Raw genomic sequence first — 25011 nt, 5'->3', positions numbered from 1 at the left:
TAAATGCTAACTACTAGCGAATGGCAACTGTAACATCGTGAGGTCTTGTGGGGAGGAGGCCGTTAGCAAAACTACAAGCTGACGAACAGAAATATCCTAAAGGCTTAGCCTGGAGGCGAGGAGGCCAAGGACACCGAAGCCATGTGGTCTAGCGGGCAGAGTAAATGGTGCAGTTGGGTAGTGAAAGTTCACGTACTTATCTGGGGAGATCAGTTTAGCTTGCGGTTGTGAAGTTGTCGGCGTGGCCGATGATTCGGAAGTAGCGCACTGCCATGATACTCTACTCAAGTGAAGAGCTACTCGACACTATCGCTGGGTAGAGATTCATAACGGATAGGGAGCCGCCCATTGCGGACCCACACGATGGGTAATGTAGGGGCCGGTAGCTAGAACTACCGGCTACCCGATTTATGCATTTTTACCCATTTACTTGAGCATTATATTTTTTAAGCGTTGACATTATATCCTTGTCGGGGTTTTCCATCCCCTTGTAAATCAGCAACGCCTTTTCACAATGCTTCTTTGCCTTGGCAAGGTTATAGGTTGATTGCTCTTTGTCCGCATAAGCATGACATAAATGATACTCAGATTCATAATGGCCCAGAGACACAGCTTTTACCCAATACGAAACCGCTAGTTTTTGATTTTGTTTAATTCCGAAACCAAAGAACGTTAAGTACCCTAGATTATTTAGCACATCGACTTGTAAGCCCTGAAACTCTGGATCAACTTTTTTTAGATTAGATAGCTCCTCCCAAGACCTAGCTGATAGTTCATAGTCTTTATTTCGATAATGACATGTACCTGTGTAATACAGTTTTTCGGCAACATTTGAAGACTTCTCTAAGCCGATAGATTCTGGCCCACAATCTTCCTTTGATAACACGGGTGCCGAGAATAGAGCCAAAATTAATAATATTGAATTTCGCATGATTTTTCCGAAAATTACACAAAGTAAATTGTCTGGTGGAGGCCCGCTGGGCTGGAAAGAACTGCCTCGTCTTGGTACGTCAAGCATGAGCGCGGCCTAATGGGGTGAAAGTCCCCTGTAGGAAGATCACCGTTTAATGGGCGCCATTAAATGCTAACTACCAGCGAATGGCAACTGCAACACCGATGGGGAGGAAGCCGCTAGCAAATACGAACTGACGAATAGAAACATTCTATGCGGCTTAGCTGGGTGATTTATCGGGTAGGGTCAATAATGTAGTTGTGTAGTGAAAGTTCACGTTCTTATCTGGGGAGATCTGTTTAGCTTGCTGCTGTGAGGCTGTCAGCGTGGTCACTGGCTCGGAAGTAGCGCACTGCCATGATACCCAACTCAAATGAAGACCTGCTCGACACTATCGTTGGATGGAGATTCTTTACGGGTAGGGAACTGTCCATTGCTGGCTCGCACAATGGGTGGTGTGGGGATCGGTAGCTAGAAACTACTGACTACCCGATTTAGGGCTTTCACAAATCATCCTCTGTTAGTTTGGCCATAAAGTCATTAAAGGAATTTGCCACTGGGACAAATTCATTTCTCAACAGTTCGAACTTGCAATCTTCAGGCAAACTTTCAAAATTGTTTATGACTTGAATTGGTTCAAATTGAGCTAATTCATTTGTTTTCTTTACTTGGCCTCGATCAAAGCCATATTTTTCTAGAGTATTTAATAGTTTCTGGTCGTAGTAACAGTAGCCATACTTCTCTAGCATAAATTTACGTCCAACTATCGAATACATATAGTTGTCATAATAGTAATAGACCTGACCAAAATCTCTTTGGTCAGTGGATATTGCAAAGAGGCTACCAAATGATTCTTCCTCGCATGCAAAAGACATCATATTGTCAGGAAGAACATCAAAGTTTTCTTTAGAGTTTTCATTAGAGGCAAACAGTTCTGGCCAGTTTAAATTTGAAGGTTCATTACTGTCAAAGCGGTCATACCAAACGCCAAAAATGCCAGCCACATTTGCCTTTTGTATGAATGGCAAATCAGTTTTAATCTGGATTCCAATTTCCAAGTCTTCATCATTAGGCGAAAACAAACAGCCGTTTGTTTCTTGTAGAAAATCGCCATATTCCCTTGGAAATTTTTTGTATCCAAATCTTTCTTTAAGACGATTACTAACGTCCAAAATATCATCTGGAGTTAACGAAGGAAATTGAGGTATAACATCTATATTTTTAAACATATTTAGATTTCTTTAAAGTGTCCTAACAGGGCTAGCAGGGGTAGACAAAGCACGTAGCGGTTTGGCTGCCGCTCTGGCTGGCTTTGTTATGCTAACCACTAATTAAACTCCCTTGGGCAAGGCTCAGACGCACCTGGCAACATTGTAATAGTGGCGTTTCTATTAAAATCTTTCGAACTACTATTCTTGGTAAGATATGTGAAATACCCCTCTTTATATACACACTAATTCCAGAAATATACCTCTGCACCATGAATCATTCGTGCTTCAACTCTCCATTCCTTGATTTTGGGAAATACTGCCTCTCCTCTATAGTTAGTATCTATACTCATTCTTGTTTTTTACGAACCAGTAAGGATATGCATTTGAGACAAGCGTAACAGTCGCATCCTGTAGCGGCTCACCTGATTCGTTTTGAACTGTAATCATTGATGCTGGCTGTAATGTTTGTTAATGGGATAACAGCCCGACAACAAAAACATAGCTACCACGATAATTAAATTTTTGATACTAAGAGCCATAACGCCCCTCGAAAGCCCTGCTCCGTCGAACGGTATGGCGAAAAACGAGGTACGCGATAGCGTAGAACACTGCGATACACAAGCCAGTGTCGCTGGACACCATATCCCACAGCTTTGAGCGCGAACCCGGTTCCGTTAAAAGCAGTACAGGAGCCGCGAACTGGAAGAAGAAGTTGTGAGCAGCGTGGGCGATGGCGGCAACCCAGACTGATCCGGAGCGCATTCTGAGCTCGCTGAATACAAAACTCATGGCGATAACACCGAGGCTATAGATCAACGCCATGAGCAACGTATAATCTGTCTGGTAGAAACCTCCGTAAGCAATGAGTGGAAGATGCCAGGACGCCCATACAAGTCCGCTGACGAGATAGGGGTTCTTAACACCACCACCTACCAACTTTGGCAACAGGAATCCTCGCCAACCGAGCTCTTCCCCAAATGCGCCGATCAGGCCGAGCACTAGGACGGATATAAGAACAGGGCTGAGTTGGATCAGTTGTTCCAACGACACCAGCGAGAATTGCCGGATATCGAGGGCTGCAGATACCAGACTCGTTAGCAATACTAATAGGAATGGAATTGCGACGGCATAGACGTAGTAGCGTCCCTTTCCGATCCGAAAGCTGACATCTTCATATCCAGATTTCAGGATGAGTCTCAGCACTATGGAAAGAGCGCCAGGGATGCACATCAGGGCGACTATCCAGAGAGGGCCGAAGCTCCTGACACCCCCGCTGGCGATGATGAACGCCTCAAAGCTCCAGCTAATTACAAGCACTGAGACGATGAAGACTAATGCTTGGTTTCTGTCTCTCATCATACCTCCGTGTATTCGACGGCTAACGCTTTGCACGCAGGCGAGCGAAACGTAGTGTAGCGAGTTCAGCCTGCGCTTTTTGCGGGCGATTGTGTCGTAACTTGGTAGGCCCAGCATGGGCGTGAATTAATGGGCTGAAAGTCCCTTGTAGGAAGATTACAGTTTAATGGGTCCATTAAATGCTAACTACTAGCAAATGGCAACTGCAATACCGCGAGGTCTTGTGGAGAGAAAGCCGCAAGTAAAACTACGAGCCGACGAACAGGAAAATCCTATAAGGCTTAGCCTTCTGCTGTGAAGTTGTCAGCGTGGCCTCTGACTCATAAATAGGCTCAATCCGCTAGCGACCATCGCGTGGGTAGAAATCAAGTGGTGGAACACAGCAGCGCCTCAATCAGTAGTGATCAAGTTTATTAAGCAGAAGTCAGCCGACGGCATAGTGGCCAAATGCCAAGATTAATACCTTGGACATGGTGAAGGCCTGAACCTAAAATCCACAAGTTAAAAAGACTGGGCTAGCTTACCGATATGTTTCCAGTCGGATAAAATTGAGGTGGCGCACTGCCATGACACTCAACTCAAACGAAGAGATGTTCGACACTATCGTTGTGTAGAGATTCATTACGGACAGGGAGCCGCCCATTGCGGGCCCGCAAGAGGGGTGGTGTGGGGCCGGTAGCTAGAAACTGACGGCTACCTGATTTAAGTGATGAAACATGCAAAACTAAATAGTATTTATGTTAATCTTCTTAACATAAATTAATTCACAAGCTCCTTTTCCAGTATCTTCACGAGTTTGTGAACTTTCCCAATACCAATTATCGGTGGTAGATTTTACGTTTACCAAACTCCCTGATATTTCTATAATATCTCCCTTACGAATTTCATCAATGAGGCCTTCTATAGCATCGTTACCAGGAATGAGGTGCATATTCGCACTATGGGTTTCAATTTCTCTTCTAGGTATTGGAAATGAGTCTACCCGCCACCAATAAAATCGACGTGATTGTGATATCTTAATTTTTTCTAGGACACTCTCATCAGACATATTTCCCCAACCTAATACTAAATCAGTAGGTGAAAGCTCTGCTTCTCGACCAGTATGATAGTTTTTCTTTGATAGTACTTTTGCTTTAATTCTAAATTCTGCAATTTCCGTAATATTGTATTTACCAAAACTGAAACCAAAAATCGAGTCAATTTTCTCCTGCTGCGGTAGCTCAGGTGCCATTACACCAGGCCCAAACGACACCTCAGCTGAGTGGTTGTAAAATTTCCAAATTCCACCAACTATCAAAACTAAAAAAAGTGCTTTTTTCATATTTATCTAAGGTTCATACAACACTTAAAGCAAGCGCGCATTTATGCGTCGCCTTACCTTTTTTGGTGCGCCCAGCATGGGCGTGGACCAATGGGGTGAAAGTTCACAGTAGGAAGATCACCGTTTAATGGGTTCCATTAAATGCTAACTACCAGCGAATGGCAACTGTAACACCGCGAGGTCTTGTGGGGAGGATGCCGCTAGCAAAACTGCGAGCTGACGGACAGAAACATCATACAAGGTTTAGCCTGGATGCGAGGTGGCCAAGGAAACCGAAGTCGGGTGATCTAACGGGTAGAATCAATGATGCAGTTTTGTAGTGAAAGTTCACGTTCTTATTGTTTAACTTGCCGCTGTGAGGATGTCAGTGTGGCCGTTGACTCATAAACAGGCCCAGCCCGCTAGCGACCATCGCGGGGATAGATGAAAGTGATGAGATCCAGCTGCGGCTCAGTCAGTAATGACCGAGGTGATTAAACAGAAGTCAGCCGACGGTCGGTATAGTAGCCAAATACCAAGATTAATACTTTGGACATGGTAAAGACCTGAACCTAAATCCACGAGTTAAAAGACCGGGCTAGCCTACCGATATGATACCAGTCGGATATAAAATTGAAGTAGCGCGCTGACATGACACTCAGCTCAAATGAAGAGCTGCTTGACACTATCGTTGGGTGGCAATTCATTACGGATGGGGAATCGTTCATTGCGGACCCGTACGATGGGTGGTGTGGGGGCCGGTAGCTAGAAACTACCGGCTACCCGATTTATGTATTGGCTGCATTGTAGGCACAATTTTAATTTTTTATTGAAATCAATGTTTACCCTTAATCTTGGTAACTATCTCATTAATTAATTCAGCAGGTAATAACGATTTAGATAAGTACTGCTGCCCCCCAGATTTAGCTACCAAAATAAGCCCTAAACCGGTTTCAATAATACGCTCGATATCTGCCCACAACAGAGCTGTTATCGTATAAGGATTCTGTGTCTGGATTCCATTCTTATCTATGGTTAATTTAACTTCACTACCGGCACTTTTCCCAAGCATTTGCCGTGCTAACCACCAAGCTCGTCGAAATCGAATGTGAATCAGTTCCAGCAAGCCTAATGCAATTAACGTGCAACCTGCGATCTTAGGTTGCTCAGTAAATAACAGTAATCCCGCACCAGAAGATAATAATAATGTAGGAAGAAGATAATTTGGCTTGACGTTTTTCCCATAGGGGAGAGACTGATCATAACATTCGGCAAGGTAATCTCTAGATAAAGTAAATTGAGTATTAAAAGGCTGCATAAAAACAACTTATTGTGTCTGGTTAATTTGTCGTAGCACTACAGTGAGTGTCAGGATGATTCTTTAAGCTGATGTCAATTACGCCACATCTCTCATAAGGCCTTGACTTAGCCCCAGATAACGCCTTTAACAACGGCAAATTACGGAATCGAAGGCGTAGTAATTTGTCCGCTTGCCTAATTTTGGCACGCCCAGCATGGGCGCGGACTAATGGGGTGAAAGTCCCGTGTAGGAAGATCACCGTTTAATGGGCGCCATTAAATGCTAACTACCAGAGAATGGCAACTGCAATACGGTGAGGTCTTATGGGGGGAAGCAGCAAGACTACGAGCCGGCGAACGGAAACATCCTATAAGGCTTAGCCTGGAGGCGAGATGGCCAAGGATACCGAAGCTGGGTGATCTAACGGGTGGAGTCAATGATGCAGTTGTGTAGTGAAGGTTCACGTTCTTATCTGGGGAGATCGGTTTAACTTGCTGTTGTGAAGCTGTCAGCAGGGCCGCTGACTCATAAGTAGGCCCAGCCCGCTAGCGACTATCGCGAGGATAGACAAAAGTGGTAGGACACAACGGCGCCTCGGTCAGTAATGACCAAGGTGATTAAACAGAAGTCAGCCGATGGCATAGTAGCCTAATGCTAAGATTAATACCTTGGATACCGTGAAGGCCTGAACCTAAATCCATGAGTTAAAAGACAGGGCTAGCCTGCCGATATGTTTTCAGTCGGATAAACTTGAGGTAGCGCACCGCCATGACACTTAACTCAGATGAGGAGCTACTCGACACTATCGTTGGGTAGAGATTTATTACGGATAAGGAGCTGCCCATTGTGGACCTGCACGATGGGTGATGTGGGGGCCGGTAGCTAGAAACTATCGGCTACCCGATTTATGCATTATTTTGACATCAAAACCAAAAGAGTTGCTAAAACTGCAGCCCAAAAAGGTTTTGCCAGTTCTTTACCAGCAGCCAATTATTTGCGATCCACACCTGTCCCTTTAACCCATACGAAATAATACTCGATGAAAAACCAAATCAGAGGGGCGAAAATCCAAACTCCTAAAATAACGTGAATATATTTGTATTTTTTAAAACTTCCAAATAAATAGGACAGTCACCGATCTTATTTGTGAATGACTGTCCATGTTGTTTTGTGAACTTCCCTTAAAGACTTCAAACCATATAATCGTTACTGGGCAGTCCGTAATGAGCTGGTCGATCACAACAAGCCACCCACCGAAAACGGTCAGACCACCAACAGAATGACCAGGAGACGTACTCAAAATTGTGTCCGGCGGTTTCCCAATGGATCAAGACTTGAGGCTCACCAGCATCAGGTACCGAACACCACAGTCCTCCATCGCGTATAAGCTGAGTTTCATCAACGTCGCCACGTTTGATATTCCGGCTCTCAACAGCATTAACATTTCTAACTAGCTTGAATTTAATTATGTATCTTGTGTTCGCGGTAATAGGCGATTCAAACCCACTGGTAGAGAGGTAGAATTGTCCCGCTGGTTCGATACGACCTTCCGCAAAATAACGATCGTTAGTGCCGTGGTAGAACAATTGATCTGAGTGAAATTTTATGCTCATAAGTATTATACCTTTGAACAATAAATAGAAAGTTATGCTATATGGTAGCCAACCATAGATACAAGGTATAAGAACTTTAACCGCTATATTTCCCTACTTCAATGGGGGGCACCAGTTTGAAATTTACTGTAAAATACACACGTTATTTACTTTTGGATCTTTATCTTGACGGGTTTCAAACTCGCCAGATTGATAGTTCAGCGTCGTATATCCCACGCCTGCTTTTTGTATTTAACCATTCAATTCTCCTCTATTTATTTCGAGTACTTAGTGTAATGCATAAGAGTGTTGAAAAATATTATCATTACCACCATGAGGAAATTGGTTTATTTAATGTGTTTTTACATGACTCCTCAATAACCCGCAGCTGTAACATAGCGAAGCGGATTGTAAGCTGTCGGGCGCCGAAGGCACGTAATTCATTGACTGGTACACCCAGTACGGGCGTAGACTAATGGGGTAAATGGGGTAAAAGTCCCTTGTAGGAGTATCACCATTAATGGGTTCCATTAAATGCTAACTATTAGCGAATGGCAACAGCAACACCGTGATGTCTTGTGGGGAGGAGGCCGCTAGCAAAACTATGAGCTGACGGACAGAAACATCATACATGTCTTAGCCTGGAGGCGAGGTGGCTAGGGGCACTGAAGCCGGGTGATCTAAGGGGTAGAGTCAATGGTGCAGTTGTGTAGTGAAAGTTCACGTTCTTATCTGGGGAAAGCTGTTTAGCTTGCTGCTGTGAAGCTGTCAGCGTGGCCGTTGACTCATAAATAGGCCCGGCCCGCTAGCCAGCATCGTGGGGATAGACAAAAGTGGTGGGACACAGCAGCGCTTCGGACAGTAATGGCTGAGGTGATTCAACAGAAGTCAGCCGGCGGCATAGTAGCCTAATGCCAAGATTAATACCTTGAACATGGTGAAGGCCTGAACCTAAATCCTTGAGTTGAAAGACAGGACTAGCCTACCGATATATTTCTAGTCGGATAAAGTTGAGGTGGCGCACTGCGATGACACTCAACTCAAATGAAGAGCTGTTTGACACTGTCGTTGGTTAGAGATTCATTACGGATAGGGAGCCGCTCATTGAGGACCTGCATGATGGGTGGTGTGGGGGCCGGTAGCTAGAAACTACCGGCTACCGGATTTATGAGTTTCGGTATTCACCTATTACCTCGATTTTCCCAACAATATTTCTATTGAGATCTTCCAGATCTTCAGCGGGCACCCACCATTCAGTATGTGACTTAGCACCCACGCATTTTATGGGGTATTTTTCCATGAAGGACTTAACCACTTCAAATTTGGTTACGTAGCCTGCACCGAAATCGGTGATATTCCACTGTGTTAAGGCAATGGCATATTCTTCGTTTGTAACCGGATAAAAAATTGGTTGTTCTGGCAAACGAGGGGGCCATTTTTTATAGCCCGATTCCTTAACCAGTTCTAACTCTTTTTCGCCGGTGGGCCTATAGCAAGTAACAGTTTCCATGCTTTAAATCTCAGTACTCATAAGGTTTGCTAAACGGCAGCCGAAACACAGTGTAGGCTGTCCCGCGGAGGCTACGCTTTTTGCGGCCAGAGTGTACTTGTGCAACTTGTTATACGGCGTTACTCGAAGCACCTCTTTAATAAATAACCACATACCCAGGCCAAACCAAAAAAGATACCTATTATGGCAAGTAGGCCAAAACTGGCACCGACTAGCTCGAAGGTAAACTCTTTATCCGTAGATATAAGTTCAGTAACTAGCGCACCGAATATAGCTATACCGAAAATACTGAATGCAATGAGACCAATTAGCATAGAAAAGAACACCAAAGGCTTTTGTAGTCTCTTAAACTGGATACCTAAAAGTATTGCTTCTATTAATCCCATAGATAAATCTTGGTTGCCTTGTAACGCCTCAAATACCGGCGCAGATTTGACTTGGTACGCCCAGCATGGGCGTGGACTAATGGGGTGAAAGTCCCTTGTAGGAAGATCACCATTTAATGGGTGCCATTAAATGCTAACTACCAGAGAATGGCAACTGCAATACGGTGAGGTCTTATGGGGAGGAAGAAGCTAGCAAGACTACGAGCTGGCGAACGGAAACATCTTATAAGGCTTAGCTTGGAGGTGAGGTGGCTACGGACGCCGAAGCCATGTGATCTAACAGGTAGAGTCAATGATGCAGTTGTGTAGTGAAAGTTCACTCTCCTATCTGGGGAGATCTGTTTAGCTTGCTGCTGTAAAGCTGTCAGCGTGGCCGCTGCCCCAAAAGTAGGCCCAACCCGCTAGCCACCATCGTGGGGATAGAAAAATTGGTGGAACACACCAGCGCCTCGGTTAGTAATGGCCAAGGTGATTAAACAGAAGTCAGCAAATGGCATAGTAGCCCAATGTCAAGATTAATACCTTGGATATGGTGAAGGCCTGAACCTAAATCCACGAGTTTAAAGACAGGGCTAGCCTACCGATATGTTTCCAGTTGGATAAAGTTGAGGTAGCGCAATGCCATGACGCTTAACTTAAGTGAAGAGCTGCTCGAGACTATCGTTGGATAGATATTTATTACGGATAGGGAACCGGCCATTGCGGATCCGCACGATGAGTGGTATGGGGTCGGTAGTTAGATACTATCGGCTACCCGATTTAGGTGATAAGCCCTTGGCGCTTCGCTTCGATATGACTAGTATATGTAAATTGCTGAAATTCAATTTTAAATTTCTCATCATTTCTTTTGCCCTTATAAAATAAAACATCTGGATTTTGCCCTTGTATAATGAGGCATAATATTTCTAAGGACACATTGTCTATATCAGGTCCAAAGTATATTCCACGCAATGATTCCGATGGATAAGTAAAAGCGGTACCAGCGACATGATGCAATGCCCTCCACTCTTTCTCATATTCCCAGCTCTTCGATTTTGTACAATAAAGATCTAAAAACTGATCATAGTCGCTATTAATTAATATTGATGTGGGATCAATTTTTGGCATAGATTCTTTATATTTTACCTTACGAAGCTTGTTGAAAGGCTTACTTCCAGTAGAAAACTCTAGACAAAAGCCTTTATATTTTCCTCCATAGTGAGACCACATCAACAAGTCGTCATTTGTCTCTGAAAAACATGAAACCCCATTCTCATTGATAAATTTTTCCGCGTGCATGTTAGATGCAGATCTAGCACTGCGTTCAATAAGCGCCTTAAAACTTGTGCTATTCATTCTTGTTAGTTCAGTTTTTGCCTGCTCAGAAGTTTCTTTATGTTGTAAATAATAATTTTTCAATGTTGTAACTTGCTCTTCCGTAGGTTCCACTATTTCTGCACGGATTGCGCAATCATAAGGGTCATTAAAATTCTTGGGTGAACCAAAATAGATCGTATGAGATTTCAGATTTTTAATAGATTGAATATTAAAATCTTCAAATTTATATATCCGCTCTGGAATTTTTTCACTCATCTCGCTCACTCAACGCTTTGTTCATCTGTTGCCAAAATGGATCTTCTTTGTGCTAGCGTAGCGTACAGCACAAAGCATGCGGAGTGAAGGTGGTTGGATGCAGTAACTTGGTACACCCAGCATGGGTGTGGACTAATGGGGTGAAAGTCCTCTGTAGGAAGATCACCGTTTAATGAGTTCCATTAAATGCTAACTACTAGCGAATGGCAACTGCAACACCGTGAGGTCTTGTGGGGAGGAAGCGGCTAGTAAAGCTATGAGCTGACGGACCGAAACATCCTATAAGGTCAAGCCTGGAGGCAAGGTGGCCAAGGGCACCGAAGCTGGGTGATCTAGCGGGTAGAGTCGATGGTGCAGCTGTGTAGTGAAAGTTCACGTTCTTATCTGGGGAGACCTGTTTAGCTTGCTGCTGCTAAGCTGTTAGCGTGGCAACTGACTCATAAGTAGGCCCAACCCGCTGGCCACCACCACGGGGATAGATAAAAGTGGTGGAGCACAGCAGCGCCTTGGTCAGTAATGCCAAGGTGATTAAACAGAAGTCAGCCAACGGCATAGCAGCCTAATGCCAAGATTAATACTTTGGATAGGGTGAAGGCCTGAACCCTAAATCCATGAGTTAAAAAAACAGGGCTAGCCTACCGATATATGTCCAGTCGGCTATAGTTGAGGTAGCGCACTGCCATGATACTGAGCTCAAATGAAGAGCTGCTCGACACTATTATTGGATGGAGATTCATTGCGGATAGGGAACCGCCCATTGAGGTCCCGCACGATGGATGGTGTGGGGGCCGCTAGCTAGAAATTACAGGCTACCCAATTTAAGCTATCCACGGTTGTACAGTGGTTGTAATATACCAATAATTTTATGCTCGTATAACATACGAGCTCTATTATCTTTGATAAGCCAAATTGCTACCTTAGACTTCCCATCTAGAAATTGGCATCCTGTAAACTCATATAAATCACTGCTCATACCCTCAAAATCGTTTGATTCCTCATTAAATCTCTCTAAGTTGTTAGTATTGCTTGACCAGTGTGAATACAATCGCTTGCTCAAGTTTTCACTTTTTCCTGCATATATAGGGATGATCTCCTTCTTCTCATTATCTCCGAAACTGTCGAAGAATAAGTAGCAGCCCTTTCTTTTTCCAACAGGGATATTTTTAAATAGATACTCTAAATTCTCCCAATCTCTAGCTGCTGGGTCCAAGCTATTTGTTTCAATAACTAAATCTGGATTGGTAATTAAGCTTTGTTCTTTTATTTTTGGAGATCCGATCCAATCTATAAAGTTCATAGCAATCTCTTTAATGATACCTGTTAACCTGGCGGGCTACTAGCTTGTTCATGCTGCACCATTATTCAAATGGTATGCGGAGTAAAACACCATTCCGCACTGAACAATAAGTCTATCGGGCAAATATCGCAGAGTGAATCAGCAACTTAGAGCATTGCGGTTTTTGAGCAATGCTCTAAGTTTCCCGATTCGCATGATTTATTAGCCATGAATTTTACACCAAGGTGGCTTTACTTTATTTAATGACGGATTTAGTTCTTGATACCACTTGATCTCTGAGCATCGCTGACATTCACAATTTTCTGCCCAACCTAAGTATAGGTTCATTGGGTTAACTTGGTTTTCTATACACCAATAATGGAGAGAACGACCACCAGAGCTATGCCCAGTACTTTTACCGAAGAACCCAAAAGTATCAGCCAATAGATCTCCCACTCTGGTTCTGAATCGTTGTGATTTTCCGGTATTACTACCAACGTAAAGCGGTATACATTTGGAGTCGGGAAAATCATCCCAGTTTTTTCTGGAAACCACGTATACACCGCCAGCTTCCGGTGGCTTGGAATAGCCATCGTCAGTACTTTGATCAAGCAGTTTCTTTATCATGAAGGGCCCGATCCAATTTTCACTGAAATCTTTGCTCATTTTTATTTGCTAACGCCGCCAGCATGAGTGTGGACTAATGGAGTGAAAGTCCCCAGTAGGAGGATCACCATTTAATGGGTTCCATTAAATGCTAACTACTAGCGAATGGCAACTGCAACACTGGGGGGCTTGTGGGGAGGAAGCGGCTAGTAAAGCTATGAGCTGACGGACCGAAACATCCTATAAGGCTCAGTCTGGAGGCGAAGTGGCCAGGGGCACCGAAGCTGGGTGATCTAACGTGCAGAGTCAATGATGCAGCTGTGTAGTGAAAGTTCACGTTCTTATCTAGGGAGGTCCGTTTAGCTTGCTGCTGTGAAGCTGTCAGTGTGGCCTCTAACTCATAAGTAGGCCCAACCCGCTAGCCACCATAGCGAGGATAGACAAAGTGGTGGGGCACAGCAACGCCTCGGTCAGTAATGGCTGAGGTGATTCAACAGAAGTCAGCCGGTGGTGTAGTAGCCAAATGCCAAGATGAATATCTTGGACAGGGTGAAAGCCTGAACACAAAATCCATGATTTAAAAGACAGGGCTAGCCTACCGATATGTTTTTAGTCGGAATAAGTTGAGGTGGAGCACTGCCATGACAGCCAACTCAAATGAAGAACTACTCGACACTACCATTGGGTAGAGGTTCATTGCGGACCTGTACGAAGGGTGGTGTGGGGGCCGGTAGCTAGAAACTACCGGCAAGCCGATTTATAGGGCTTCTTCAGTTTCTTGTACAATATTTTCAGACAGCTCTAATTGTTTGATTTCAGTATATAAAGCAATCAAATGTTCAATAGTAAGATCCAGTATTGGCTCATACATAAATGAGTTTAGGTGAATGTTTGAGCTAACAGTGATACTAACTTTTTCTAAACTTCTGATCGCCTCACCTGTGGGTTGTTCAGCTGAATATTCTTTGATTAGCGCACCAAACTGGCTAAATGACTGACACCAATAGTTGCTGTCAGATTTGATAATTCTTAGTTCATTTGTTATAAATATTTCAGACTTCAAACGAATGGCTATAGATAAGAGAACTTTATCTTCTAGATTAAGACCATCATGTTCATCTCTGTCTGAAATTTCATCAGCTTTTTCAAATAGAAGATCAATAAGCGGCTTGTTGTTATTAGTGGAGTGCTGTGTTCCAAAAACATCATTGTAAATAGTTATATACTCACCGACTGTAATTTGTGCAGTATCACTTTTCCAATGCAAGAGACTTGTTAATTTTAAATAGTCAGCATCCGCTTCGCCTTTCGTATACTCAATAATATTCCTAGTAAAAGGCACTGTGGCGCACAATACAAATTCATTATTTTCTATCTGCCGTTTCCAAATATTCACGAAATAGTTCTTTATGCCTTCGGCCTTTGATAAATCTATAGAGTTACGACTCCTATTTGCCATCATGCAGCGATTTCTATGAACAAAGTTGTTTGCCAGTGTTCTGAAGAAATCGAAGTTGTGGGTAAGAATAATTTGTGAGAAATAGCTCGTATCAGAAATGTCCTCTAAATACTGGACTATTGCATGTTTATTTTTATAGTCAAACGAATCTGCAGCATCATCAATAACAAAGAGAGTTTCCCTTTGATCACGCTTTCTATCCTCTACTTCAAAGACAAAATTTAGAAGATATAGTGCACGTTTTTCACCTTGGCTAAGTGACGTTACTTGGCTTCTTGTGCAGTCTACCTGATCTTCTCCATCTTTAAATGTAAACTTTAGCTTTGCCCTCTCTTTTCCTAATGCGGCTTCAGCCTGATTAAATAGAGATAAAGTGAATGGCATGTCAACAAATCTATCATTAAAGAGCTCGATAGCTCTTGACCAGTTTGGAGCTTCTGTCGCCGCCGCCGATTCTATTTCGTCTATCTCTTCCTTATTTTCGTCGTAAGTAGAAATAAGGCTGTTAGTTTCTTCGCAACTTTGAACATAGGATGCCCAAAGCATAGTTTTAAACTCTTGCTGGTTTTCTTTCTTTAGTTTGGACAATAGATACTCAACATTTTCTGCAGACAGCTTCTCGAAAAGCTCTGCAAGTGATTGAGTTTGTGCGTTCTTTGCTAGGCTATCTCTAATTTTTTTTAATTCCTCATCACCATCAATAGACTCATGAACAACCCTTATTTTTTCCTGAAGTTGATCGTGATCAATTGATTGCTCGTCGCCTAGGAGATGAACTTTATGACCACCCTCGAAAAAGCCATTTTTTTTCAAAGTTGAAAATGAACTGTCTGCTTTTATTGGGTTGAAGACGCCTCTCTTATATATTGATCCAGCTTTATCAAATAGCTCTTGATATCTACTATTAAATTCATCTGCCTTCTGTGTGAATTCTTGGCTTTCTAGAATAGCTGCAGCTTTTGGTTCAAATATCTCACCATACGCAAAGTTGCTTAGATCTCCATCAACAACGAAGTTGCTAGCTAGTTTAATACACTGAATAAAGTCATTATTATCAAAATCTGTTATTAATTTTTTTTCTAGATCGGATTTCTTAACTTTTGATTTCTTTTGCAGAGAAGATATTAGCTTAGATTTAATCCTGGTTAGCTCTGCGACCAATGAATCGTACCTTGACTTACTTTCTTCATTGATCAGGATATTGGTGACTGCATCATTATCTGAAGCAATATCTATTTCAGATTTAAGAACATATATACGCTCCTTCTGCAACTCTGAGTCGTCAGCTTCGACGACACAATTAGATTCTCGATTAAAGCGCTCTTCCTTCGGTAGCTCACCTCTTGATAGAGCTTCAAAAGTCTTAGAGAAAGATGTTTTCATTAGCCCATTTGGCGCATATATAGCATACGCTTTGGCTTGATTACGATCGTTTGTAAAGTCGAAAACTTCGTCAAATGATGAAATGCCATAGCAATTTGACAGTTCTACTTTTAGTTTATCCATTACTGTCCCTTTCCGTTACTGATCTCGCAGACTAGTCAGCCCTATAACGCATCAAACAAGGGCGCAGTTTTGCTGCGTCCCTTGGCTTGACTTGTTAGCTTTTATTTCTATTGCAGTATTTACCAAGAGTAAATATCTTTCTAGTTTATGAACAAAGAATAGAATAGGTAGCATCACTAAATATAGTCCCAGAAGCCCGTAAACCAACCAGTCAATTTGTTCAAAAGCAATCGAACCATCCGTCACATATTTATACGATGCTAAAATCCAAGCAACAAGTACGGGGATGATTCCCACCTTATCTAATGCTCCTACTAAGAGGCTGATACGAGAGCGCATATGTTTTCCCTCTAGAGACAGCCTTTCTTTAGCGTAATAAAGCTGCGATTCTGTAAACCTCGAAAAAGAGTCCGCTAGCTCAAAATCTCTTACTGAAGACTCAGTAATCGGCTCTAAAAAATGCCTAGTGGGTAATTTAAAAATTTTAAACGCTTCAAATACAAATGATAATTGATACGAAAGCCCTGTTATTTGCGCCAACAAAACAAGAATTAGTGCAATTGGTTTTTGCCAATAAAATACTTCTACCTTTGTAGATAAAGCCACTAATATGGCAACGCCAAAGAAGCTAAACATTAACCAAAAAGTCCATTTTTGAAACGGATTAAGATAAGCCTTACCTTTTTCTTTAGGTTTTCCGTCATGCTCCCATATTTCTCTAAATATCGAATCTAATTTAGCTAACTGCACCGATCTCTCCTTGAAAGCTAACAGCGTATTCAAAAGCAGCCGCATTATATCACCAGTCAATATATCCCAAGAGGAGACCCCCCCTAGCCAGCAAAAACATATAAACCAGTATGTTAGCCTGCACCGATGCGGAATTAGTCTAGTAGATATATTACGGCTGCATTATATCCTGATGTTTTGCTGCCTTTGATCACAGACGTAAACCATTCAAAATCAACAAATTAATTTTATTTTTACTGTGAACATGTGCGGTTACTCTTGATCTTCGAAATAGAGAGTACAGAAAAACAACAGGCTGTATACAAAAGCAGCAAAATGAGACTACTAGGGGCAATCTATTGTTTCTGGGTTCCAAAGTGAAAGGCGAGGAAGAATACCAGCCTTAACGGCCATTTTTATACGTAACCGAAACTTTTCAAAGCGTGAACCACCAAAAATATAGGCACAAAAATAATCTTATTGGATTTTATTCAGTTTGTTTTAGTGTCAAAGCTGCGTAAAATCGGTGGATATTTATCGGTATTTGGGTCGTCATTGAACAGCCTACAAAAGGCTGATGACCAAAGAGATTCGAGAGAATCAATAATTTCCTAAAAACCATTCCCTCAAAGGAGAACGGTAGCGTGACGTAAGAGTAAGTAAAAGGCGCTGACCCAAGGTGGTGGAACACCTAGGGCCAGCTAACCAAATTGATAATCGACCTATCAAAATGGCTATATGGATCATACGCTAGAAACCCGCTCGTCTTCAATAAAGTGGAGTTCATTCAGCAGGTTGGGGCATGTACCTTGGCTCTGGAAGCGTTGCGTCTGCCTTTTTTACCTCTATGCCTACCGTTCTCGCGCCCCACCTTGCTTTCCTTAAAAGTTACTTTCAAATCCTTCCATTAAGGGAGGTCTACGTATGGTTTGAGTATTCATAGGAAGCAATTATGTTGATCTTAAAGCGCCGGACGGGTGAAAACTTACGGATTGGAGCTAACGTCTCAATTACGGTATTGGAAGTTAAGGGTAATCAAGTAAAGATAGGCATACGTGCTCCCAAATCTCTACCCGTTCACCGTGAGGAAATCTATAGACGTTTGCAAAAGGAGAGGGTGTTGGGGGATGGAGGTGGTTGAGATTTCGGAACGCGCGAAGCAAGGGCGTGCGTTGCGTGCACAGTCTGTCGGGCGATAGGGTTAAAGTCTTGCTGGAGGCGCGCTAGCGCGTTCTGAGGTGGCCACGCTATTTGTGGTCGGAGGGGACTTGAGCCACTTGTTATAAATACGGTGTGAGATGAGTTTCCTTACCTGTATATAGTTGTTTCCCATCTCGCGCAAAGCGCCTTAATTAGGCCATGTGTTTCAGCGGAAATTTGATCAGAGAAAATGATCGTGAGCACTGTACCCCTACCTTTTACACCCTTGTAACCTGGCATGTTATAGATGCATCGAAAAAAGAGGTCTTCATCCTCCTGACTATAAAATCGTGGGCCTTCCAGATGAATCGAGTTCATAAATTAATACTTATTACACCTTTAGTTTGGGTGCACGTCTAGCACATCCCAAACCTAAACTGATTATACGTTACGATGCCCATGGTAGAACTATTTCACCTTCTTTGTAGTCATTAAGGTACATTAGGTTCCTAGTCCTTGATACAATGCCTTGTAATGAGCTTTTGAACGCATCTGGATTACTTAGGAGGAATACAAACTCACCAGCCCTGCGCTGAACAGCATCTTCCCAAGTGCGATCATACTTGGAGTCGCATATGTTTTGAAAGTAACACTTAGCCTCATCTAGATTACCTGAAAGGGCTTTAAATAAACCGCAATAATAATCATCCCATATAGAGCGACGTTCATCTCTGGAATACCATGAAATAAACTCTTCTACAGATTTATATTTCTCTAAAAGGTGTGAGGCTAAGGTTGCTGCCTCTATAGTTATCTTATCGACTTTATGTTCAAAATCAGAATCATCTTCTGCGTTTGCAAAACCGGGAAGTCTATTAGGTATATGAAAAGCCCAGCCGGCCGACTCATAGAAAAAATGACTAACAGACACATTTACATAAGTGCCTCTTGTGTGAGAGCTGGGTTGAAATTCAACTACTACAGACCACCAACCGTTGTCTTTATACCAGATTCGAGATTTACCGGATTGTACAAATCCTAAAGGCTTAAGGTTTTCTCTAGCTTTTTGCGTAATTAGTTTATTGTGATTCATCTTCTTTTACATATAACATTGAGCACATACTCAGGTTCTGGAGTTGTTGGAAAATCGAAAGGCGCTAGGGCAAGAAGGGGTTGCTTGATTTATATCAAAAAAAGGGGGCAGAGCCCCCTTTTTTAAATCAGATCCGCTCTTCACCAGAGCGGATTATCAGAACCATTAAAGGTTGCTGATTTCCTCAAGCTGCTGCTGCAGACGCTCGTGAGCACCTTTCATTTCCGCGAGCTTGTCCTTCTCCTTGGCAACAACGGCTTCGGGGGCTTTGTCCACAAATTTGGGATTGTTGAGCTTGCCTTCGACTCGTGCGAGTTCTTTGGAAAGTTTATCAATCTCTTTTTGTAGACGGGCGCTCTCGGCTTTAACGTCGATCAGGCCGGCCATGGGTACCAGCAATTCCATATCGCCTACCAGGGCAGTGGCAGAGGCGGGTGCAGCTTCTCCACTTTCCAGCCAGGTAATTTCTTCGAGGCTGGCCAGTTTGATCAGCAGGCTGCGGGCTTGCTCCAGCAGTTCTTGGTCACGGCTGGAACCGCCGCGCAGGATCAGTGGGATTTTCTTCGCTGGGGAAATGTTCATTTCACCGCGAATATTACGCACGCCTTCAATAACCTGCTTCAACCAGGCAACAGCCGCTTCCGCTTCTTCATCAATCTTATTCTTGTTAGGTTCTGGATAACGCTGCAACATAATGGTATCGCCTTCAGCACCGGCGAGGGTTTTTACACGCTGCCAGATTTCTTCGGTGATAAACGGCATCAGCGGGTGGGCCAGACGCAAAATGGTTTCCAGTACGCGGATCAGGGTGCGGCGGGTGCCTTTCTTCACTGCGTCGGAGGCGTTGTCGTCCCACAGTACCGGTTTGGATAGCTCCAGGTACCAGCTGCAGTACTCGCTCCAGACAAAGTCGTACAGGGCCTGGGAGGCGAGGTCGAAGCGGTAGGTATCCATCGCTTCGCGTACAGTGATTTCGGTGCGCTGCAGTTGGGAAATAATCCAGCGGTCAGCGATGGTCAGTTCATAGTCGCTGCTGTTGTCCTGGCCACAGTCCTGTCCTTCGCAGTTTTGCAGCACGTAGCGGGAGGCATTCCAGATCTTGTTACAGAAGTTGCGGAAGCCTTCGATACGGCCTACATCAAACTTGATGTCACGGCCGGTGGATGCCAGTGAGTAGTAGGTGTAGCGCAGGGCATCGGTACCGTAGGCTTCGAGCCCTTCGGGGAAGTCCTTGCGGGTTTGCTTTTCGATCTTCTCGCGCAGGTGCGGCACCATCATGCCGGAGGTGCGCTTCTCTACCAGGCTCTCCAGGTCGATACCGTCGATCAGGTCGATAGGATCGATCACGTTGCCCTTGGATTTGGACATCTTCTGGCCGTGGTTGTCGCGCACCAGGCCGTGCACGTACACGGTGTTAAACGGTACTTCCTTCTTGAAGTAGAGGGTCAGCATCATCATGCGTGCAACCCAGAAGAAAATAATATCGAAGCCGGTGACCAGTACGGAGCTGGGGTGGAAGGCTTTCAGTTCTTCGGTATCTTCTGGCCAGCCCAGGGTACCGAAGGTCCAAAGGCCGGAGGAGAACCAAGTGTCGAGTACGTCGTCGTCCTGGCGCAGGCTGATATCGGTGCCCAGGTTGTGCTTCTCGCGCACTGCCTCTTCGCTACGGCCAACGTAGACATTGCCGTCGTTGTCGTACCAGGCGGGGATGCGGTGACCCCACCACAGCTGGCGGGAAATACACCAGTCCTGGATATCGCGCATCCAGGAGAAATACATGTTTTCGTAGTTTTTCGGTACGAACTCAACGCGGCCATCTTCAACGGCGGCGATGGCTTCATCGGCCAGGGGCTGGGTTTTTACGTACCATTGATCGGTGAGCCAGGGCTCGATCACGGCGCCGGAGCGGTCCCCGTGGGGTACCTTGAGGGTGTGGGGCTCTACTTTTTCCAGCAGGCCGAGGGCGTCCAGGTCGTCGACAATCTGGGTGCGCGCGGCAAAGCGCTCCATGCCCCGGTATTTTTCCGGCACTGCGTCGTTCAGGTGGGCGTCGGCATCGAGGATGTTGATCATCTCGAGGTTGTGGCGCTGGCCCATTTCGTAGTCGTTGAAGTCGTGGGCTGGGGTGATTTTTACACAGCCGGTGCCGAATTCACGGTCGACGTATTCGTCGGCAATAATTGGAATTTCGCGATCCGCGAGGGGCAACTTGATGGTCTTGCCAATCAGGTGCTGGTAGCGCTCGTCTTCCGGGTGTACGGCTACGGCGGTATCGCCGAGCATGGTTTCCGGGCGGGTAGTGGCAACTACCAAGTGGCCGGAGCCGTCGGAGAGCGGGTAGCGGAAGTGCCACAGGTGGCCCTGCTTCTCTTCGTTTAATACTTCCAGGTCTGAGATCGCAGTGTGGAATTTCGGGTCCCAGTTCACCAGGCGCTTGCCGCGATAAATCAGGCCGTCTTCATACAGTTTGATAAAGACTTCCTGCACTGCTTTGTAGAAGCCGTCGTCCATGGTGAAGCGTTCGCGGGACCAGTCGGGACTGGCGCCGAGGCGGCGCAGCTGGCGGGTAATGGTGCCGCCGGACTCTTCCTTCCACTCCCAGACCTTCTCAATAAACTTGTCGCGGCCCAGGTCGTGGCGGGATACGCCTTCGGCGCCCAGCAGGCGCTCTACCACCATCTGGGTGGCGATACCGGCATGGTCGGTGCCCACTTGCCACAGGGTGTTGTCTCCCTGCATGCGATGGTAGCGAATCAGGGCGTCCATGATGGACTCCTGGAAACCGTGGCCCATATGCAGGCTGCCGGTGACGTTCGGCGGCGGGATCATAATGCTGTAGGGCTTGGCCTCAGTATCCCCGGAAGGCTTGAAGTAGCCGTTCTCCTCCCAGGTTTTGTACCACTGCTGTTCGATGGCGTTGGGCTGGTATGTCTTGTCCATGCGGGCGGGAAACCTTGTGTTTAACTGACTGCGTGCACAGCGTTTTGGCTCAGGATAGTCTGGTGCTTGCTCGGGCTGCGCGGAAAAGGCGGGAATTATACCGCTGGGGGTCTGGTGGGCAAAAGGCAGGTTTCGCCTTTAATGATTATTAGTCCCAGACTCCCAGCTCGTCGACGACTTTTTCTATCTGTGCGCGCAACCGCCTCTCCAGTTGTGGCAATTGCTGTGCAACTAACTGTTCGATCAGGGCCTGGCGCTGCCGTTCCTTCTCGGTTGGCTCCAGCTGGTCGGCAGGCTCCCCTTCTTCAGTAATGGCTTGGGCCATTGCCAGGGCCTGAGTGCGTGTACCTGCGCTGGCGGGGTCTACCGGCTCTGGACTTTGGGCATCCTGGTCTACACCGGTGGGAACCTTGCCACCAGTGAGGCGCGCACGAATATGGGCAGGCAAGAAAGGGTTTTCCTGGGCGGGGCTGCTCTCTACCTGAGCTTGCTTCGCAGTTTCAGTTATCCCTCTGCCAGTCGCTTCAGGATCTGTCACCTCGGTTTCAGTCTCAGTTGGGGGCAATTCCTGTAGTGGACGCAGCAATGCCAGGTCGGACTCAGCTAGCTGCATTTCGCACTCTGAAGGGGCAACTTCTTCCACCGGCGAGAATAGAATAGGCAGATCCGCCGTATCCAGGGCATCCTCCTCTATAGTAGGGGCTGATTGCTGCTGAGACATAGAGTCTGTTGATGAAGGGAGATCCGATGGTGGCTCGGCAGTAAGGGTGGGGACCTCTACCTGGGATCGGGGCCCTGGTGTCTGTTGGGGAGTGCCTTGCCCGTGAGGGCCGGCTACCTGATTGAGCAGGGGAATTTCGTCCAGGTCGTCGCTATTCAGGAGGTCGTGCAACGAACTGAGCTCGCTGAGCAATTCGCTGGGCTGCTTGCGTTGTTGTCCGCGCTGCTTGTGTTTGTTCTTTCGACCGGACATAGCGGTAGTGAGTAATTACATGCCTTAGTTGATCTTATGGGATTGTAACGGATATCCACGATCACGGAAGTGACCAAATCGTAATCGTGAACGCTGCAGTGTATCTGGATGTTGTACAACTATCTCCGCAAGGCGCTCAAAGCGGCTGAACCACTTGGGCACTTTGCTACATAAATTAATCAGCAGTCCATGGTGAGTTCCCGGATCTTCCCCGCTATTAATTTCAATGGCTGAGTGCTGCTCTTCGCTTTGAGCAGCATGTGGGAGAAAGCTGTCTTCGCGAAAAGTCCACAATAGCTGGTCGATCTGGCTGGCGTGGTCCCGGTTATCGACGGCAACCAGCACGCGCAACCCACTGCGGTAAGCCTTTTCCGCAAGGCGACAGGCGAAAATATCCGCTTGTTGGGGCTGGTCGGATGAAAGGATATAAAAGTCGATTCGAGTCATCGAGGGCGCCGGTGAAATTCTTGTCCATGCAGAAACGACAGACGGCCCCCACCGGAGCCGTCCTATCAGCTACCCACCGTAAAGTGGGCGGCTATTGTGCGCGTTTAGCGCTTATTTGCCCAGGAGGTATTCAACTAGTAGTGGAACCGGGCGGCCTGTAGCGCCTTTGGCGGCGCCAGACTTCCAGGCACTACCTGCGATGTCCATATGTGCCCAGTTGTAATCCTTGGTGAATCGCGCCAGGAAGCATGCGGCAGTAACAGAGCCCGCCTCGCGGCCGCCAATGTTTTGCATATCGGCAAAGTTGGAGTCCAGCGAGGGTTGATATTCATCCCACAGAGGCATTTGCCAGGCGCGGTCTCCGGTAGTCTCGCCGGCCTTGATCAGCTCTTTAGCGAGCTTTTCGTTATTGGCATACAGGCCTGTTGCATGGTGACCAAGGGCAATAACACAGGCACCAGTCAGGGTAGCGATATCAATAACAGCACGGGGTTTGTACTTGCCGGCATAAGTAAGGGCATCGCAGAGTACCAGGCGGCCTTCGGCATCGGTATTCAGGATCTCGATGGTTTTACCTGACATTGAGGTCACAATGTCACCGGGCTTGCTGGCGCCGCCACTGGGCATATTCTCTGCGGCAGCAACCATACCCACAACATTGATCGATGGCTTCAGCTCTAATAGTGCATTCATCACGCCGAAGACACTGGCAGCACCACCCATGTCGTACTTCATTTCATCCATAGCCAGGCCGGGCTTGATGCTGATGCCGCCGCTATCAAAAGTGATGCCCTTGCCGACCAGTACAATCGGCTTGTCACTGGCTTTACCACCTTTATAGTTCATGGCAATCAAGGCCGGCGGCTGGTCGCTCCCCTTGGCAACACTCAGCAGGGCACCCATGCCCAGGGCTTTCATTTTCTTTTCATCAAGGACCGTGGTAGTGAGCTTTGTGTGTTTTTTGGCCAATGCACGAGCTTCACTTGCCAGGTAATTGGGGGTACAGATGTTGCCTGGCATATCGCCCAGTTCACGGGCTACATTACTACCGATTGCTTGGGCTGCCCCGATATCGATTCCAGATTGAATAGATTTGAGTTGCTTTCGCTCCAGGCCGTGTACCGTGAACTTGCTCAAGGGATAGGGCTTTGCGTCAGTCTGGCACTGGGTGAAGCGGTAGGTGGCAAGTCCGGCTGCCATTGCAATTTGCTGTGCTTGCCAGGACTTGTCTGCACCGTCTACATCCAGTTCACACAGATAAGAAGTGGCGTCCTTGAACTTTTTAGCCGCTGTAGCGCTGGTCGTGGCCAGCTTGCGGAATTCAGCCTGGGTGAGAGCACCCTTGCCGGCACGAACGACCAGTACGCGATCACTGGGACCTTCGATCAAGTCAATCAGTTGGGTGCTGCCTGGCTTGGTGCCGAGGTCACCGCGCTTGAGGATTTTGCCAATCACTCCCCCGGTGAGTTTATCTAGGCTTTTTCCACTGTGGGTAAGGCTGTTTTTGGCATCTGCCGAAATAATGGAGCAGGCTGTGCGCTGTTTGGTGATATCCAAAACCTTGGCGGAGAACTGCATTTTTAGCTTTCCTTAAAATCTGACAAAAGATTGCATGGCTCTGAGCCGAGACATAGCAAGAATTTTTAGTGATAATGCGTCGCAC

General features: G+C 45.8%; 17 protein-coding genes. 1 reads left to right on the top strand and 16 read right to left on the bottom strand.

The features are described from left to right. Window positions 1-418: 418 nt before the first annotated feature. The 11 genes from ACJJIP_RS15725 to ACJJIP_RS15675 form a co-directional block, all read right to left on the bottom strand. A complete protein-coding gene (locus ACJJIP_RS15725) occupies window positions 419-931 on the bottom strand; it encodes an SEL1-like repeat protein (RefSeq protein WP_353376860.1) in 513 nt (170 codons plus the stop codon). A 524-nt stretch (window positions 932-1455) separates the two neighbouring features. Next, window positions 1456-2181, bottom strand: coding sequence for a hypothetical protein (locus ACJJIP_RS15720; protein WP_444945546.1), 726 nt, complete (start codon window positions 2179-2181; stop codon window positions 1456-1458). Window positions 2182-2691: 510 nt separating this feature from the next. Then, window positions 2692-3522, bottom strand: a complete 831-nt coding sequence (locus ACJJIP_RS15715) for a CPBP family intramembrane glutamic endopeptidase (protein WP_444945545.1) — start codon at window positions 3520-3522, stop codon at window positions 2692-2694. Window positions 3523-4243: 721 nt separating this feature from the next. Continuing rightward, window positions 4244-4840: a hypothetical protein gene (locus tag ACJJIP_RS15710; RefSeq protein ID WP_444945544.1), complete on the bottom strand. Its 597-nt coding sequence runs from the start codon at window positions 4838-4840 to the stop codon at window positions 4244-4246. 814 nt (window positions 4841-5654) lie between these two features. Further along, window positions 5655-6137: a YcxB family protein gene (locus tag ACJJIP_RS15705; RefSeq protein WP_444945543.1), complete on the bottom strand. Its 483-nt coding sequence runs from the start codon at window positions 6135-6137 to the stop codon at window positions 5655-5657. 2739 nt (window positions 6138-8876) lie between these two features. Then, complete coding sequence (locus ACJJIP_RS15700; protein ID WP_444902083.1) at window positions 8877-9221, bottom strand: hypothetical protein; 345 nt, start codon at window positions 9219-9221, stop codon at window positions 8877-8879. A gap of 1145 nt (window positions 9222-10366) precedes the next feature. After that, window positions 10367-11179, bottom strand: coding sequence for a DUF2971 domain-containing protein (locus tag ACJJIP_RS15695; RefSeq protein ID WP_444902081.1), 813 nt, complete (start codon window positions 11177-11179; stop codon window positions 10367-10369). Between the two features lie 823 nt (window positions 11180-12002). Continuing rightward, window positions 12003-12476 carry a GIY-YIG nuclease family protein gene (locus tag ACJJIP_RS15690; protein WP_444945542.1) on the bottom strand — a complete coding sequence of 158 codons (474 nt, stop codon included), beginning with the start codon at window positions 12474-12476 and terminating at the stop codon, window positions 12003-12005. Window positions 12477-12677: 201 nt separating this feature from the next. Then, entirely contained in the window at window positions 12678-13121 is a 444-nt protein-coding gene (locus tag ACJJIP_RS15685; protein ID WP_444945541.1) for a hypothetical protein, read from the bottom strand. Between the two features lie 697 nt (window positions 13122-13818). Further along, window positions 13819-16026 carry an AAA family ATPase gene (locus tag ACJJIP_RS15680; RefSeq protein ID WP_444945540.1) on the bottom strand — a complete coding sequence of 736 codons (2208 nt, stop codon included), beginning with the start codon at window positions 16024-16026 and terminating at the stop codon, window positions 13819-13821. Between the two features lie 51 nt (window positions 16027-16077). Then, window positions 16078-16776 carry a hypothetical protein gene (locus ACJJIP_RS15675; RefSeq protein ID WP_444945539.1) on the bottom strand — a complete coding sequence of 233 codons (699 nt, stop codon included), beginning with the start codon at window positions 16774-16776 and terminating at the stop codon, window positions 16078-16080. Window positions 16777-17707: 931 nt separating this feature from the next. Between ACJJIP_RS15675 and csrA the strand changes: the two genes are divergently transcribed. After that, complete coding sequence (gene csrA / locus ACJJIP_RS15670) at window positions 17708-17896, top strand: carbon storage regulator CsrA (RefSeq protein WP_020412229.1); 189 nt, start codon at window positions 17708-17710, stop codon at window positions 17894-17896. A gap of 447 nt (window positions 17897-18343) precedes the next feature. Here csrA and ACJJIP_RS15665 read toward each other — a convergent pair whose 3' ends face one another. The 5 genes from ACJJIP_RS15665 to ACJJIP_RS15645 form a co-directional block, all read right to left on the bottom strand. Then, window positions 18344-18988 carry a DUF4304 domain-containing protein gene (locus tag ACJJIP_RS15665; protein WP_444945538.1) on the bottom strand — a complete coding sequence of 215 codons (645 nt, stop codon included), beginning with the start codon at window positions 18986-18988 and terminating at the stop codon, window positions 18344-18346. Between the two features lie 165 nt (window positions 18989-19153). After that, window positions 19154-21928: a valine--tRNA ligase gene (locus ACJJIP_RS15660; protein WP_444945537.1), complete on the bottom strand. Its 2775-nt coding sequence runs from the start codon at window positions 21926-21928 to the stop codon at window positions 19154-19156. 148 nt (window positions 21929-22076) lie between these two features. Beyond that, on the bottom strand, window positions 22077-22901 hold the full coding sequence (locus ACJJIP_RS15655; protein WP_444945536.1) for a hypothetical protein: 825 nt from the start codon (window positions 22899-22901) through the stop codon (window positions 22077-22079). A 24-nt stretch (window positions 22902-22925) separates the two neighbouring features. Then, window positions 22926-23348 carry a DNA polymerase III subunit chi gene (locus ACJJIP_RS15650; RefSeq protein WP_020412233.1) on the bottom strand — a complete coding sequence of 141 codons (423 nt, stop codon included), beginning with the start codon at window positions 23346-23348 and terminating at the stop codon, window positions 22926-22928. Between the two features lie 111 nt (window positions 23349-23459). Beyond that, window positions 23460-24926, bottom strand: coding sequence for a leucyl aminopeptidase (locus ACJJIP_RS15645; protein WP_020412234.1), 1467 nt, complete (start codon window positions 24924-24926; stop codon window positions 23460-23462). Between the last annotated feature and the right edge of the window lie 85 nt (window positions 24927-25011).

It is taken from the genome of Microbulbifer variabilis (assembly GCF_052467165.1).
The sequence above is the reverse complement of the archived record's forward strand: the minus strand, read 5'-3'. Positions and strand labels throughout refer to the sequence as shown.